This is a genomic window from Shimia sp. FJ5 (genome assembly GCF_032918335.1).
Taxonomy (GTDB): Bacteria; Pseudomonadota; Alphaproteobacteria; order Rhodobacterales; family Rhodobacteraceae; genus Shimia; species Shimia aestuarii_A.
This window is the reverse complement of sequence record NZ_JAWJUV010000002.1, coordinates 130,864-146,546: the sequence shown is the minus strand read 5'-3', so window position 1 is coordinate 146,546 and position 15,683 is coordinate 130,864. Positions and strand designations below refer to the sequence as shown.

Here is a 15,683-nt window from a genome sequence, read left to right as displayed (position 1 = left end):
GGAATGGGTCGTGGTGGACAAAAAGCGGACCGGATAGACGGACCGGAACGCAAGTGCATAGCGACTGGCGAAGTGCGCCCGGTGGCGGAGCTGATCCGCTTTGTTGTCGGGCCAGACACACAAATAGTACCGGATATCCTTGGCAAGCTTCCGGGGCGGGGAATTTGGGTGTCATCCGACCGTAAGGCGATCGAAAAGGCCGTTTCTAAACGATTGTTCGCGCGTTCCGCCAAGCAAACTGTGACGGTGCCGGATGATCTCGTGCAGCAGGTCGAGGCCCAGCTTGCACGCCGTGTCGTGGATCTCGTGAGCCTTGCCCGGAAATCGGGTGACGCTGTGTCTGGATACGAGAAAGTCAAAGACTGGCTTGCCAAGGACTACGCCGAGGTTCTCATTCAGGCTTCGGATGGGTCTGGACGCGGCAAATCGAAACTGAGTACGCCTTATGGCGGAACCTATATTGGGTGGCTTAAGGCCGATGAATTGGGTTTGGCATTTGGGCGACAAACTGTGATACATGGGGCGCTTGCGTCTGGTGGACTCGCTCTACGTGTTGTAGAGGAGGCCCAAAGGCTAAAAGGCGTACGCGAAATTGGGGCGGCAGGGGCCGCTCAGAAGGGTAAGACAGCTAGATGAGCGATAGTGACGGAAAGAAAACTCTTGGTCTCCGCGGATCGGGTTCGCGTCCTGGTAATGTGAAGCAGAGCTTCAGCCATGGCCGCACCAAGAATGTTGTCGTTGAAACCAAGCGCAAGCGTGTCGTTGTACCCAAGCCAGGTGCCGCGAAATCCGGAGCAGCTTCGGCGAAAGCTGGGGGTGATCCGTCGCGCCGCCCGGCGGGTATTTCCGATGCGGAGATGGATCGTCGCCTGAAGGCACTTCAGGCCGCCAAAGCCCGTGAAACTGAAGAAGCCGAGCGTCGCGAGGCCGAAGAAAAGGCCCGCGCGGAAGAGCGCGAGCGTCGCCGTGCCGAGGCAGAAGCCAAGGAACGCGAACAGCGTGAAGCCGAAGAGCGTGCACGCGCCAAGGCCGAAGAAGAAGAGCGCAAAGCGCGCGAAGCGGAAGAAGCCGCTCAGCGTGCTGCTGCTGAAGCGGCGGCTGCATCGCAGCCCAAAGCCGAGGCGGCTGGTCGTCCTGGTGCGGGTCGTACGACACCTGCCCCGGCTGCGGCACCCCGTAAGCAGGAGCGCGATCGTGAACAGAGACCAGCACGCGGCAAAGGCCGCGACGACGGACGTCGTTCTGGCAAACTCACTCTGAACCAGGCACTGTCTGGCGAAGGTGGTCGCCAGAAGTCGCTCGCCGCGATGAAGCGGAAGCAAGAGCGCGCACGTCAGAAGGCCATGGGCGGCCCGGTTGAGCGCGAGAAGGTGATCCGAGACGTTCAGCTGCCGGAAACCATCGTGGTCTCCGAGCTTGCAAACCGTATGGCTGAACGTGTCGCTGATGTCGTCAAAGAGCTCATGAAAATGGGCATGATGGTCACTCAGAACCAGTCGATCGATGCGGATACCGCTGAACTCATCATCGAAGAGTTCGGCCACAAGGTTGTGCGCGTTTCCGATGCTGATGTGGAAGAGGTAATCGCGGACGTAGAAGATTCAGACGCCGATCTCCTGCCGCGTCCCCCGGTCATTACCATCATGGGTCACGTTGACCACGGCAAGACCTCGCTGCTGGACGCCATCCGCGATGCAAACGTGACTGGCGGAGAAGCAGGCGGTATCACGCAGCACATCGGTGCCTATCAGGTGAAGAGCAAAGGCGGGGATATCCTGACCTTCCTCGACACGCCGGGCCACGCTGCGTTTACCTCGATGCGTTCACGCGGTGCGCAGGTGACGGATATTGTCGTGCTCGTCGTTGCCGCTGATGACTCGGTCATGCCGCAGACGATTGAGGCGATCAACCACGCTAAAGCCGCCGAAGTGCCGATGATTGTTGCGATCAATAAGATCGACAAGCCCGAAGCCGACCCCGGCAAGGTGCGCGCCGAGTTGCTTCAGCATGAAGTGATCGTCGAGGCCATGTCAGGTGACGTTCAGGATGTTGAAGTCTCTGCTGTTAGCGGTCAGGGCATGGATGAGCTGCTCGAGGCGATTGCGCTTCAAGCGGAAATCCTTGAACTCAAGGCCAACCCGAATCGTGCTGCCCAAGGCGCCGTGATCGAAGCGCAGCTCGACGTTGGTCGTGGTCCGGTCGCTACGGTCCTCGTTCAGAAAGGCACGCTTCGCCAAGGCGACATCTTCGTTGTCGGTGAGCAGTACGGTAAAGTTCGCGCCCTGATCAACGACAAGGGCGAGCGCGTCCAAGAAGCTGGACCGTCTGTTCCTGTAGAGGTCTTGGGCCTCAACGGGACTCCGGAAGCCGGTGATGTTCTCAACGTGACCGAAACCGAAGCGCAAGCTCGTGAGATCGCTGAATACCGTGAGCAGGTGGCCAAGGACAAACGTGCCGCAGCAGGCGCAGCGACGACCCTTGAGCAACTCATGCAGAAGGCGAAGGAAGATCAGAACGTCGCTGAACTGCCGATCCTCGTCAAAGCGGACGTGCAGGGTTCTGCCGAAGCAATTGTTCAAGCGATGGAAAAGATCGGCAACGACGAAGTTCGCGTGCGCGTCCTTCATTCTGGTGTCGGTGCGATCACCGAGACGGATATCGGTCTAGCAGAAGCGTCCGGTGCACCGGTCTTCGGCTTCAACGTGCGTGCGAACGCCTCGGCGCGTAACTCGGCAAACCAGAAGGGTGTCGAGATCCGCTATTATTCAGTGATCTACGATCTCGTAGATGACGTGAAAGCGGCTGCGTCCGGCCTGCTCTCGGCAGAGATCCGTGAGAAATTCATTGGCTACGCCGAAATCAAAGAGGTCTTCAAGGTCTCGAACGTTGGCAAAGTCGCCGGCTGTCTCGTGACAGAGGGCGTTGCGCGTCGTTCTGCGGGCGTGCGGCTGCTGCGTGACAACGTGGTGATCCATGAGGGGACGCTCAAGACGCTGAAACGCTTCAAAGACGAAGTCGCCGAAGTGATTTCGGGTCAGGAATGCGGTATGGCGTTCGAGAACTACGATGATATTCGCCCTGCCGACGTTATCGAGATCTTCGAGCGTGAAGAATTCACGCGGACGCTGGACTGATCCGACAAAGGATAGACGAAAAAGAAAGGGCGCCGCGAGGCGCCCTTTTTCTTTGGCAGTGTCAGCTATTGCGTCTAAGTCGCTGCAATAGGTGTGCCTGCATAGACCGTCTTGCCTACGCGCACAGCGATCTTGCCGCCCGGAAGCTTGCGCACAAATGTTCCTTGTACAGAAACACAGCTGCCCACGGTGATCGTCCTAAGCATGTCAATTCTCCCCCGATGATTGACTTGATCGGATTGTTTTCATTTCTCACCAACCGCCAAGAGCGGCCGATGGACATTGTTAACTTAGCGGGTTCAATCACATCCGAGAAGTGGATTTTGTCTCACTTGTGGTAAAATATATGGCAAACCGCATATTTTTGCATCGAACAGTCCTATAGCCAGTCTCTCAAAATCGGGATCAAGGGGATATCTGCCGGAGGCATCTTGAAATCTCTGAGGTTCTCTGGCCGCACCCATTTTAAGGATTGCCCCTCACGTGACATCGGCGTGCCCTTCCATTTACGACAAGCAAAGAGCGGCATAAGCAAATGGAAATCGTCATAGCTATGCGACGCAAAAGTTAGTGGAGCAAGACAGCTTTCCCAAGTATCGATCCCAAGCTCTTCCTGAAGTTCGCGGATAAGCGCGACTTCAGGTGACTCTCCGGGCTCCACTTTGCCACCGGGAAACTCCCAAAGGCCGGCCATGGACTTTCCCTCTGGCCGTTGAGCGAGAAGAATGCGCCCATCCACGTCGATGAGCGCAACCGCTGAGACAAGAATGATCTTCGTCACGACCGGTAGTCCGCGTTGATCGTAATGTAGCCATGCGTAAGATCGCAGGTCCACACGGTTGCGTCGCCATCGCCAAGTCCGAGATCAACCGAAATCTCGAGGTCTTGCTGCTTCATGTAAGACGCTCCGTCTGCCTCCTTGTAGTTGGGGGACACCCAGCCGTTCTCTGCAACAAGGATATCCCCAAACCGAATTGTAAGCCGATCACGATCCGCGGACGCGCCGGACTTGCCGATCGCCATGACCACACGTCCCCAATTGGGGTCCTCTCCCGCGATCGCCGTCTTGACGAGCGGCGAATTGGCGATGGCCAACGCATGGGCGCGCGCATCCTTTGCCGTTTCAGCGCCAGTCACATTGACGGTGACGAACTTTGTTGCGCCTTCACCGTCGCGCACAACTTGGTGCGCCAAATCGAGCATGACTTGATGAAGGGCCTGATAGAACGGCCCCTCGCGATTGCTGATCTCAACACCGCTCGCACCCGTCGCCCCGAGAAGAAGCGTATCAGATGTCGATGTGTCGCTATCAACTGTGATGTTGTTGAAGGTGAGGTCAGTAAGTTCCGAGAGCATTTCTTGCAGGAGCGCCTGCTCGACCTTTGCATCGGTAAAGATGTAGACAAGCATCGTCGCCATATCTGGCGCGATCATGCCAGAACCCTTGGCAATCCCGGCGATATTTACAACCTGTCCGTCGACTTCAAACTCCGCCGCCGAGGCTTTCGCAAACGTGTCGGTTGTTCGGATGGCTTCTGCGGCGTCTTTCATCTTTCCGGGTGAGAGCGCCTCACGCATCTCACTGAGCTTGTTGGTGATCTTCTCAAAGGGAAGCGGTTCACCGATGACGCCGGTCGAAGAGGAGAAAACGCGGGACTCTGGCAGGGAAAGTGTTTGCGCAACGGCACCGGTTACGGCCTTCGTCGCCTCAATACCGTTTCGCCCGGTGAATGCGTTGGCATTCCCTGCATTGACGATGATCGCTGCACCCGCATCACTTTGGAGAGAGATCTTCTCTTGGCAATCAAGCACAGCGGCAGAACGAGTCGCAGATCTCGTGAATACGCCGGCAATAGAGGACCCCGCCGCCAGTCGTGCAAGCATGACGTCTTTCCGACCTGCGTATTTAATACCCGCTTCGACCGTGGCAAAATCCGCCCCTTTTATCTCGGGAAGAGTCGGGAAGGTGGCAGGCGCTAGCGGAGAAACATGTGTGATCTTTGCCATGTGTCAGTCTCCAGAAACCTCGGAGGATACCAGGCTCGCGTCCTTGAGGCTCGCAGGGTCGATATCATCCGCAGCCGTCTTGTCGATTTCTGCAGCCTCAGTCAGAGCTGCAATTTTGGCATCAATGATTTTCTCCTGAAGCTCAGCAACGAGTTCGGCCTGAACTTCTTCAAAAGTAGGCGCTGCTTGTGTCCGAAGATCGTTCAGCTTCACAATATGCCAACCGAACTGGGTCTGCACAGGTTCCGAGATTTCGCCAACGCCAAGGGCGGCGACGGCGTCTTCGAAGGCCGGCACCATTTCTCCTGCGCCGAACCAACCGAGCGCACCGCCCGATGGCCCTGACGGCCCTGTCGATTTTTCCTTGGCGAGCTCTGCAAAATCTGCCCCTGCAAGAAGCTCAGCGTGCACTGCTTCTGCTTCTTCCAAGGTTTCCACGAGAATGTGAGAAGCATTGAACTCCGCGGCGCCCTCGAAATTCTCGACATACTTTTCTTGATATCGTTCCTGCATGGCGTCTGCTTCGACGCCCTCTTGCAGCGCGGCATTGATCGCCGCGTCTGCGAGAAGTAGCCGCTTCTGGTTCTCAAGAGCGAGTGTCACTTTCCTCGGCTCAGGGCCATCGAGAGACTGCGCCAGAAGGGTTTGTTGGATGACCTGGTCCAAAATACCCTTGAAGAGAACATCATCAGGCAAGGATTGATACTGCTCGGGCAGGTTCTCGCGCACGACGATCATATGGCCCAGAGTGATCTCGGTATCATTGACTGTCGCAACGACGGTATCGGATGTCGGCTCGGCAACAACGGCGGCAGGCACTGCAAGCATAAGCGCCATCGCTGTTGAGCGCATGATTTTCACGTGTTTTGACATCCTGTGGTCCTTGTTTGGTGTCGCGCGGGTTGGCGACGTTGACACTGTTTCGCCCGCCCCTTACATCGCTTGGAGGCTTGGGTGAACCGGCTCTTTTCCGTTTGTAGGTGTAGTGCGCTGAACGGGCAAGCGGGTCCCTCGCAAGATTGTGTCAACGAAGGACAAACGCATATGCTGGGTATCGGAAAACTTGCCAAGAAGGTGTTCGGAACGCCGAATGACCGCAAGATCAAGGCAACCCGCCCTCTCGTCGACAAGATCAACGCGCTCGAGCCTGAATTCGAGAAACTCTCGGATGAAGAGATCATCGCCAAGACGCGCGAACTTTCGGAGCGCGCCAAGGGCGGGGAAAAGCTGGATGCCTTGCTTCCTGAAGCATTTGCGAATTGCCGCGAGGCCGCCAAGCGCGCCTTGGGTCTTCGCGCCTTCGATGTACAGCTTATGGGCGGCATATTTCTGCATCAGGGGAATATCTCCGAGATGAAGACCGGTGAGGGTAAGACCCTCGTCGCGACATTCCCAGCGTATCTCAATGCGCTGACTGGTGAGGGCGTTCATATCGTTACCGTCAACGACTACCTCGCGCGGCGTGATGCGGAATGGATGAGCAAGGTCTATGGCGCACTCGGTATGACGACCGGGGTCATCTACCCACAGCAAGATCCCAAAGAGAAACGTGAGGCTTATGCCTGCGACATCACCTATGCGACGAACAACGAGCTTGGCTTTGACTACCTGCGCGACAACATGCGGAGCGACCTAAGCGAACTGTCCCAGCGCGGCCACAACTACGCGGTTGTCGATGAGGTCGACTCGATCCTGATCGATGAAGCGCGGACTCCGCTCATCATCTCGGGCCCGGCCCAAGACCGCACCGACCTCTACATGGCGATTGATGCGCTTATTCCGCAGTTGTCGGAAGAGCATTTCACGATTGATGAGAAAACCCGTCAGGTGACGTTTACAGATGAAGGCAACGACTACCTTGAAGCGCTCTTGCACGAGAACGGCGTCCTTCCCGAAGAGCAATCTCTCTACGATCCGGAAAGCACGACGGTCGTGCACCATGTCAACCAAGGCTTGCGCGCGCACAAGCTCTTTGCGCGGGACAAAGATTATATCGTCCGTGATGGCAGCGTCGTTCTCATTGACGAATTCACCGGACGTATGATGGCAGGGCGCCGCCTTTCTGAGGGGCTTCATCAGGCGATCGAAGCCAAGGAAGGCTGCGAGATACAACCCGAGAACGTCACTCTCGCACAGGTGACGTTCCAGAACTATTTCCGCCTCTATAACAAGCTTGGCGGCATGACCGGTACGGCCGCGACAGAACCCGAAGAATTCATGGAAATCTACGGCCTTGGTGTCGTCGAAGTTCCGACCAACCGTCCGATTTCACGTATCGACGAAGATGATGCCGTCTATCGCACGGCGCGCGAGAAGTTTGAGGCGATTGTCGAAGAGATTAAAGTAGCCCATGAAAAGGGACAGCCGATCCTCGTGGGTACGACATCAATCGAGAAGTCCGAAGTTCTGTCTGACATGCTTACGCAGGCAGGGGTTAAACACAACGTCCTGAACGCGCGGCAGCATGAGCAAGAAGCTCAGATCGTTGCAGATGCGGGCAAACTCGGCGCCGTCACGATTGCGACGAACATGGCCGGTCGTGGGACCGACATCAAACTTGGCGGCAATGTCGAGTTTAAGATCATGGAAGCCATCGCGGCAGAACCCGAGGCGCATCCGGATGAAATCCGTGCGCGTATCGAGGCAGAGCATGAAGCTGACGAACAGGCGGTCAAGGATGCGGGCGGCCTCTTTGTTCTTGCAACAGAGCGCCACGAAAGCCGCAGGATTGACAACCAGTTGCGTGGTCGTTCCGGTCGTCAGGGTGACCCGGGTCGTTCGGCATTCTTCCTGTCGCTCGAGGATGACCTGATGCGTATCTTTGGGTCGGAACGTCTCGACAAGGTCCTCTCATCGCTCGGAATGAAGGAAGGCGAGGCCATCGTGCACCCGTGGGTCAACAAATCCCTCGAGCGCGCGCAGGCAAAGGTCGAGGGTCGCAACTTCGATATTCGTAAGCAGCTTCTGAAGTTCGATGATGTGATGAACGATCAGCGGAAAGTTATCTTCGGTCAGCGCCGTGATATCATGGAAGCTGAAGACCTTTCAGAGATCGCGCGCGATATGCGCTATGAAGTCATCGCAGACCGGGTTGAGTATCACATGCCGCCCAAGTCCTACGCAGAACAATGGGACGTCGATGGGTTGAAGCAAGACAGCATCGAGATCCTTGGTCTGGATGCGCCAGTCGCAGATTGGGCACATGAAGAAGGTGTCGATGATGAAGATATCATCGAGCGTCTCGAGAAAGCGTCGGATGAGATGATGGCGCAAAAAGCCGTGCACTTCGGACCCGAGGCGATGCGCATGATCGAGAAGCAGGTTCTTCTTCAGACGATCGATACAAAATGGCGCGAACACCTCTTGACGCTTGAGCATCTCCGCTCTGTTGTCGGATTCCGGGGTTATGCACAGCGCGATCCTCTCAACGAGTACAAGAATGAAGCGTTCCAGCTTTTTGAAAGCATGCTCGACAGTCTTCGCGAAGAAGTCACCAAGACCCTCGCGCACATCCGTCCTATGACCGAAGAAGAGCAACAGCAGCTCGCACAGGAAATGGCGGAACAGCGTGCAGAGATTGAGAAGGCTGCGAATCCTCAAGCACAGCCGTCCGAGGGTGTTGCCAAAGAGGGGTTCGATGAGGCCGATCCTTCGACGTGGGGGAATCCGGGACGGAACGAGGCATGCCCCTGTGGATCTGGCAAGAAGTTCAAGCACTGCCACGGGCGTCTCGTGTAGAGAGCGCTGCAACAAACAAACTTCAAGAGGGCGCCTTATGAGCGCCCTTTTCTTTTGGCATCACACTTTTGGGGCAGCGCGAGTCAGGAGTGTAGTATGGTAAGAAAAATCAATGTGTATCGTCGGTATGCCCTTGCAGGTGCAACGCTTTCTTGTGCGGCGTCTATCGGGTTCTTGATGCAGTCGAGCGAACCTGGATACGCAGGCCACCAACTGCCTGAACCTGGTATCAGCCTGGTGGGCAACGTGATCGAGGCGAGCTTACCCAATGCCACCTCGGAGACCGTCCAGATCGGTGGGCTTCCGGCACTTCCGCGCGAAGTCAGCTTTGATGAGAGCTTGTCTCACAAGACAGTCGCGCTCATCGTTTCAAGCGATGCACCCGTGAGCGATATGCCTGAGGAGGTCGCGACTCCGAACCTCGCATGTGACGTGTCGCTGACCGCCGAGCCACTCCCGGCTGCCCTTGTCGCGCTACAATTGACGGCCCCCTGCCTGACCGGTGAGCGGGTTGTTGTGCACCATGGTGATCTCAAGTTCGCCGATACGATTGGTCCGGATGGCAGCCTCCGCGTGGATGTGCCTGCCCTGACCGAAAGCGCCACATTTGTTGCGGTCCTGACCAACGGAGACGGCGCCGTTGCCAAGGCGGATGTCCCGTCGCTTCAGTTTTATGACCGCGTTGCCGTTCAATGGCAGGGGGACACGGGCCTGGCGCTTCATGCGCGGGAATACGGTGCAGAGTACGAAAGCGCAGGACATGTCTGGAGAGAGGCGCGGCGCGACGTGACGGCGATTGTCGAGGGTAACAAGGGGTTCCTTGTCCGGCTTGGGAACGCAGATTTACCAGAGCCGCTTCTTGCAGAGGTCTACACCTTTCCGACCGGATCCGCGAAAAAGGCGGGTGAAGTTGCCCTGAGTGTGGAGGCAGATGTCAGCCAGGCAAATTGCGGGCGACAGATTTCCGCAGGATCTATAGAAGTCCGCCGATCAGAGCCGGCCGTGACCCATCAATTGAGCGTCGAAATGCCGGAATGCGATGCGGTGGGTGAACTTCTGGTGTTGAAAAACCTGCTCCAAGACCTGAAGATCGCCAGCAAGTAAGGCAGGCAACAAGGTCGATCAAATGTACAAGTGGTGTGCGGCAGTGTTTGCCGCACTTTTCCTGTTTAGCCATACGCTTCCTGCGTTCGCACAGGACGTTACCCTGACGTCCCGCGACGGTGAGGTCGAGATCACGGGAACGCTTCTTGGTTTTGATGGCGAGTTCTACCGGGTCGAGACGATCTATGGTGAGTTGACAGTGGATGGCTCGGGAGTGCTTTGTGACGGGCCTGCCTGCCCGAGCTTGTTGCATTATATCGCTGATGTGTCTGTCTCCGGGGCATCCTCTATGGCGGAGGTGCTTATGCCTGCGCTGATCGAGGCGTTTGCGCTGCGGCATGGATATGACGTCACGCGCGAGGCGCTTGGCGACAGGCGGTTCACCTATCATCTTTCTGACGGCAAGACAGATCGAAAGCTCGCCCGGTTTCATTTCCATGCGAGCAGTTCTGATGAAGGCTTTGCAGACCTTCTCGCAAATGAGGCGGATATCGCGATGTCGTTGCGAGAGATTCGGAAGGATGAGGCGCGGCGCGGCTATGATGCCGGGCTTGGAGACATGACAGAGACAAACCGGAGCCGGGTTCTTTCGCTTGATGGGCTTGTCGCTGTGGTCTCGCCGGGGAATCCGGTACGGGCATTGTCGCCGCAGCAGCTTTCGCAGGTATTCGCGGGACAGATTGATAACTGGGTCGATCTGGGCGGGCCGGATGCGCCTATTGGGCTGCATCTTCTTGATGAGAAAACCGGGTTAGCGCAGGCCGTGGAAGATCAACTCATGGCGCCGTCCAGACGAGAAATCAGTGACGATGTGCAGCGCCATGACCGGAACGAATCCTTGGTGGCTTCTGTAATCCGGGATCCGTTTGCTATTGGCATCGCACCGTTTTCAGAGACAGGGAATGCGCAGACCATCGTGCTTCGGGGGACATGCGGGTTCGCGTTGGCAGCGTCGCGCCGCACTCTCAAGACCGAAGACTACCCGCTAACCGCGCCGATGTTCCTTTATTTTCCTGCGCGGCGGTTGCCGAAGATCGCGCGAGAGTTCCTTGCGTATACAAGAAGCCCATCTGCGCAAGTCGTGATCCGGCGCGCGGGTTTCGTTGATCAGGCGCCAGAGGAAATCCCCGTCGATCTTCAGGGTGACAGGTTCGTTAACGCAATATCCGTTGCGGGAGACGAGCTTCCGCTCGAAGGCCTGCAGCGCATGACAAAGCGTCTCGCACCGATGAAACGCCTGACGACCTCCTTCCGGTTTCAGACAGGCGAAACAAAGCTCGACGCGCAGTCGCGGTCGAACGTGCAACAACTTGCCCGAGCGATCGAAGCGGGCATCTATGACGGGCGCAAGATCGCGTTTGTCGGGTTTAGCGACCGCGTTGGACCAGCTCCTGGAAACATGAGCATTGCACGAAAGCGTGCAGAAATCGTTGAGCAGGCCGTCGTTGCCGCCGCGGAGACTGCAAACCTTGAGCAAGTGACGATCGAGGTTATGGCGTTTGGCGAGGCGCTGCCCATGGCCTGTGACGATAGCGCTTGGGGGCGACAGGTTAACCGGCGCGTCGAGATCTGGGTCCGCTAGAGATAACCCGAGGCGCGGAAGCTTAGCTCGGCGGATTTCCCGATGATAAGGTGGTCGTGTAGAACGAGCCCCAAGGCTTCGGCGCCTGTTCGGATCTGCTCGGTCATCGAGAGATCGGAGGACGAAGGGGTTGGATCTCCAGATGGATGATTATGCACTAAAATCAAGGCTGTGGCGCCGATCTCGAGAGCGCGTTTAAGGATCTCGCGGGGGTAGACTGGGACATGGTTCACGGTGCCGCGTGCCTGCTCCTCGTCGGCGATAAGGGTATTCTTCGTGTCGAGGTAGAGCACGCGGAATTGTTCGACCTCTCGGTGGGCCATGGTGGTGCGACAATAGTCAAGCAGAGCATCCCAACTCGACAAGACCCGACGCTGCATGACGCGGGCACGGGCGAGGCGGTGTGCGGCAGCCTCGACGATCTTCAACTCGCAAAGCACGGCCTCTCCGACGCCATTTACCTCCCGAAGGCGGGCCGGGGGTGCGGAAAGGACGCTGTTGAAGTCTCCGAATGTTTCCAAGAGTTTATGCGCAAGCGGTTTGACATCCTGGCGCGGGATGGCGCGGAACAGGACAAGCTCGAGAAGCTCGTAATCCGGGAGGGCATTGGCCCCGCCCGATAGGAAGCGGGCGCGCAGGCGCTTGCGGTGATCGGCGATGTAGGAAGGCAGCTTTCCCGCAGGCAAAGGGGCCGTCTCCGCCGCCTCGTCAGAGGGGAAAAGCGGCAAGGGCACCTCAGCAAAAGCACGCGGATCGGACATGTTTCAAGGGTCGTGAAACATGGTTGAAGAAGGGTTAACCGAACAGAAGTTAACGCCAAAATCTTATGTCGGTATCACGTCGGTATTGCATATGTGCGGATTTCACTCACCGTCCATTTGTTAACCTTTGGGCGCCGGGCAAAAGAAAAGGGCGCCCCGAAGGACGCCCTTTCGATTGGGTGATGTAAGGCGGGTCAGCCCTTCATCGAATCCCAGAAGTTCTTCACCGATTTGAAGAAGCTGCTGCTCTCGGGGTTGTTCTCTTCCGAGAGATCCTCGAACTCGCGCAGGAGCTCTTTCTGGCGGCTGGTGAGGTTGACCGGCGTTTCGACGGCCAGTTCGATGAACATATCGCCAGCACCGCCACCGCGCAGGGCGGGCATGCCCTTGCTGCGCAGGCGCATCTGACGACCGGATTGCGACCCGGCAGGGATCTTGACCCGCGAGCGGCCACCGTCGATCGTCGGCACCTCGATATCGCCACCAAGCGCGGCCGAGGTCATCGACACGGGCACACGGCAGAAAAGATTGTTGCCTTCGCGTTCAAAGAGCGCGTGTTTGGAGACCTCAATGAAGATGTAGAGATCGCCAGACGGCCCGCCACGCATCCCGGCCTCGCCTTCGCCAGCGAGGCGAATGCGGGTGCCAGTTTCGACACCGGCGGGGATGTTGACCGAAAGCGCGCGATCTTTCTCAATGCGGCCTTGGCCAGCACAGGATTTGCAGGGGTTCTTGATGATCTGGCCGAGGCCGGAACATGTCGGGCAGGTGCGCTCGACCGTGAAGAAGCCCTGTTGTGCACGCACCTTGCCCATGCCGGAGCATGTCGGGCAGGTGGTTGGCTCTGCGCCGCCTTCGGCACCTGTGCCTTCGCAGGCATCGCAGGGCACGGAGGTCGGGACGTTGATTGTCTTCTGGAGGCCGGAAAAGGCCTCTTCGAGCGTCACACGCAGGTTATAGCGCAGATCAGCGCCACGCGCGGCGCGCTGACGGCCACCGCCGCCGCGTCCGCCCATGAAGTCACCAAAAAGATCGTCGAACACATCCGAGAAGGCCGAGGCGAAATCGCCCTGACCGGGATGGCCACCGCGCGGGCCGCCACCGCCGCCCATGCCGCCTTCGAAGGCGGCGTGGCCGAAACGGTCATAGGCTGCTTTTTTCTCGGCGTCCTTGAGGACTTCGTAGGCCTCGTTCGCTTCTTTGAACTGAGTCTCAGCCTCGGGATTGTCCGCATTGCGGTCCGGGTGAAACTCTTTGGCCTTCTTGCGATAGGCCTTCTTGATCTCGTCCGCGGAAGCCCCCTTGCCGACGCCAAGCACCTCGTAGAAGTCACGTTTTGCCATGGGTTACTCCTTTGGCCGGAATGAAAAGGGCCGATCCGGCGAGCGGACCGGCCCTGGTTTCAGTTCCGATGGCGCCTCTTAGCTGCGCTTGTCGTCGTCGAGGTCCTCAAAGTCGGCATCGACTATGTCGTCGTCGCCCGGACCCATATCCGCCGCGTCCGGCTCACCCGCGCCTTCGTCCTGGCTTGCCTTGTAGATGGCTTCACCAAGCTTCATTGCGGCCTCGGTCACGTTCTGGATGCCACCTTTGATCTTGTCGGCGGAGGCGTCGTCCTTCTCGAGGTCGTCCTTGAGTGCGGAAATGGCCAGTTCGATCGCTTCGATGGTGGTCGGGTCGACCTTGTCCGAATGCTCTTCCATCGACTTCTCGGTCGAGTGGATGAGGCTTTCGGCCTGGTTGCGCGCCTCGACGAGATCCTTGCGTTCCTTGTCCGCTTCGGCGTTGGCCTCGGCGTCCTGAACCATCTTCTCGATGTCCTCGTCCGAGAGACCACCGGAGGCCTGGATCGTGATCTTCTGTTCCTTGCCAGTGCCCTTGTCCATAGCGCCGACAGACACGATGCCGTTGGCGTCGATGTCGAAGGTCACTTCGATCTGCGGCAGGCCGCGCGGGGCCGGCGGGATGTTCTCGAGGTTGAACTGACCGAGGATCTTGTTGTCGGCGGCCATTTCACGCTCGCCCTGGAAGACACGGATGGTCACGGCCGACTGGTTGTCTTCAGCGGTCGAGAAGATCTGCGACTTTTTGGTCGGGATCGTGGTGTTGCGGTCGATCAGGCGGGTGAAGACACCGCCGAGCGTTTCGATGCCGAGCGAGAGCGGGGTCACGTCGAGCAGAACGACGTCCTTGACGTCACCCTGAAGAACACCGGCCTGAATGGCGGCGCCCATGGCGACAACTTCGTCCGGGTTCACGCCCTTGTGCGGCTCTTTGCCGAAGAACTTGGTCACTTCCTCGACCACGCGGGGCATACGGGTCATACCGCCGACGAGCACGACTTCGTCGATCTCGTTGGCCGAGAGGCCGGCGTCCTTGAGAGCGGCCTGACACGGTTTGAGCGATGCCTTGATCAGGTCGCCGACCAGCGATTCAAGCTTGGCACGGGTCAGTTTCATGACCATGTGCAGCGGCTGGCCGCCGTTCGGATCCATCGAGATGAACGGCTGGTTGATCTCGGTCTGGCTCGAGGAGGAGAGCTCGATCTTGGCTTTCTCGGCGGCTTCCTTGAGACGTTGGAGGGCCATCTTGTCCTTGGTCAGGTCAACGCCGTGCTCTTTCTTGAACTCGTCGGCGAGGTAGTTGACGATGCGCATGTCAAAGTCTTCACCGCCAAGGAAGGTATCGCCGTTGGTCGATTTCACTTCGAACAGGCCATCGTCGATCTCGAGGATGGTCACGTCGAAAGTACCGCCGCCAAGGTCATAGACCGCGATGGTGTGGGTTTCTTCCTTGTCGAGACCATAAGCCAGTGCGGCCGCGGTCGGTTCGTTGATGATCCGCAGCACTTCGAGACCAGCGATCTTGCCGGCGTCCTTGGTCGCCTGACGCTGGGCGTCGTTGAAGTAAGCGGGGACGGTGATGACGGCCTGCGTCACTTCTTCGCCAAGATAGCTTTCGGCGGTCTCTTTCATCTTGCCGAGGATGAAGGCCGAGATTTGCGACGGGGAGTATTTCTCACCCTTGGCTTCGACCCATGCGTCGCCGTTGCCGCCATTGATGACGTTGAACGGCATGTTCTTGAGGTCTTTGGCGAGGTCAGCGTCGTCGTAACGGCGACCGATCAGGCGTTTGACACCAAAGACGGTGTTTTCCGGGTTGGTGACGGCCTGACGTTTGGCCGGCTGGCCGACGAGGCGCTCGTCATCCGTGAAGGCGACGATCGACGGGGTCGTGCGCGTACCTTCGGAGTTTTCGATTACTTTGGCTTGTGCGCCGTCCATGATGGCAACACAGGAGTTGGTCGTACCGAGGTCGATACCGATAACTTTACCCATTTTATATCCCTTCTCAATT

At 57.9% G+C, this 15,683-nt stretch carries 11 protein-coding genes; 5 read left to right on the top strand and 6 right to left on the bottom strand.

What is annotated here, in order from left to right; all coding sequences use genetic code 11:
* The first annotated feature begins 3 nt into the window (after positions 1-3).
* Both R1W01_RS07240 and infB read left to right on the top strand, forming a co-directional pair.
* Positions 4-636 (top strand): RNA-binding protein, encoded by a 633-nt coding sequence (locus R1W01_RS07240; protein WP_243613493.1) that lies wholly within the window; start codon positions 4-6, stop codon positions 634-636.
* A complete protein-coding gene (infB, locus tag R1W01_RS07235; RefSeq protein WP_297754837.1) occupies positions 633-3,134 on the top strand; it encodes a translation initiation factor IF-2 in 2,502 nt (833 codons plus the stop codon). The genes R1W01_RS07240 and infB overlap by 4 nt, the downstream gene beginning before the upstream one ends.
* A 379-nt stretch (positions 3,135-3,513) precedes the next feature.
* Here infB and R1W01_RS07230 read toward each other — a convergent pair whose 3' ends face one another.
* From R1W01_RS07230 to R1W01_RS07220, 3 genes are read right to left on the bottom strand one after another with little or no spacing between them, the layout of a single operon-like run.
* Positions 3,514-3,915, bottom strand: a complete 402-nt coding sequence (locus tag R1W01_RS07230; protein ID WP_243613495.1) for a (deoxy)nucleoside triphosphate pyrophosphohydrolase — start codon at positions 3,913-3,915, stop codon at positions 3,514-3,516.
* On the bottom strand, positions 3,912-5,141 hold the full coding sequence (argJ, locus tag R1W01_RS07225; RefSeq protein ID WP_297754840.1) for a bifunctional glutamate N-acetyltransferase/amino-acid acetyltransferase ArgJ: 1,230 nt from the start codon (positions 5,139-5,141) through the stop codon (positions 3,912-3,914). Before argJ ends, R1W01_RS07230 begins: the two co-directional genes overlap by 4 nt.
* Before the next feature lie 3 nt (positions 5,142-5,144).
* Complete coding sequence (locus R1W01_RS07220; RefSeq protein WP_317275179.1) at positions 5,145-6,014, bottom strand: peptidylprolyl isomerase; 870 nt, start codon at positions 6,012-6,014, stop codon at positions 5,145-5,147.
* 171 nt (positions 6,015-6,185) lie between these two features.
* Here R1W01_RS07220 and secA point away from each other — a divergent pair, with 171 nt between their 5' ends.
* The 3 genes from secA (at position 6,186) to R1W01_RS07205 (ending at position 11,565) form a co-directional block, all read left to right on the top strand.
* A complete protein-coding gene (gene secA, locus R1W01_RS07215; protein ID WP_317275178.1) occupies positions 6,186-8,879 on the top strand; it encodes a preprotein translocase subunit SecA in 2,694 nt (897 codons plus the stop codon).
* A 96-nt stretch (positions 8,880-8,975) separates the two neighbouring features.
* The gene (locus R1W01_RS07210; RefSeq protein WP_243613499.1) at positions 8,976-9,983 is read left to right on the top strand and encodes a translocase; all 1,008 of its coding nucleotides are present in this window, start codon (positions 8,976-8,978) and stop codon (positions 9,981-9,983) included.
* A gap of 22 nt (positions 9,984-10,005) precedes the next feature.
* A complete protein-coding gene (locus R1W01_RS07205) occupies positions 10,006-11,565 on the top strand; it encodes a phosphate ABC transporter substrate-binding/OmpA family protein (protein ID WP_317275177.1) in 1,560 nt (519 codons plus the stop codon).
* Here R1W01_RS07205 and radC read toward each other — a convergent pair.
* The 3 genes from radC to dnaK form a co-directional block, all read right to left on the bottom strand.
* Positions 11,562-12,326 (bottom strand): RadC family protein, encoded by a 765-nt coding sequence (radC, locus tag R1W01_RS07200; RefSeq protein ID WP_297754850.1) that lies wholly within the window; start codon positions 12,324-12,326, stop codon positions 11,562-11,564. The genes R1W01_RS07205 and radC overlap by 4 nt on opposite strands.
* 194 nt (positions 12,327-12,520) lie before the next feature.
* Positions 12,521-13,669, bottom strand: a complete 1,149-nt coding sequence (dnaJ, locus tag R1W01_RS07195; protein WP_243613502.1) for a molecular chaperone DnaJ — start codon at positions 13,667-13,669, stop codon at positions 12,521-12,523.
* Positions 13,670-13,747: 78 nt separating this feature from the next.
* Positions 13,748-15,664, bottom strand: a complete 1,917-nt coding sequence (gene dnaK / locus R1W01_RS07190) for a molecular chaperone DnaK (protein WP_243613503.1) — start codon at positions 15,662-15,664, stop codon at positions 13,748-13,750.
* Positions 15,665-15,683: the final 19 nt, after the last annotated feature.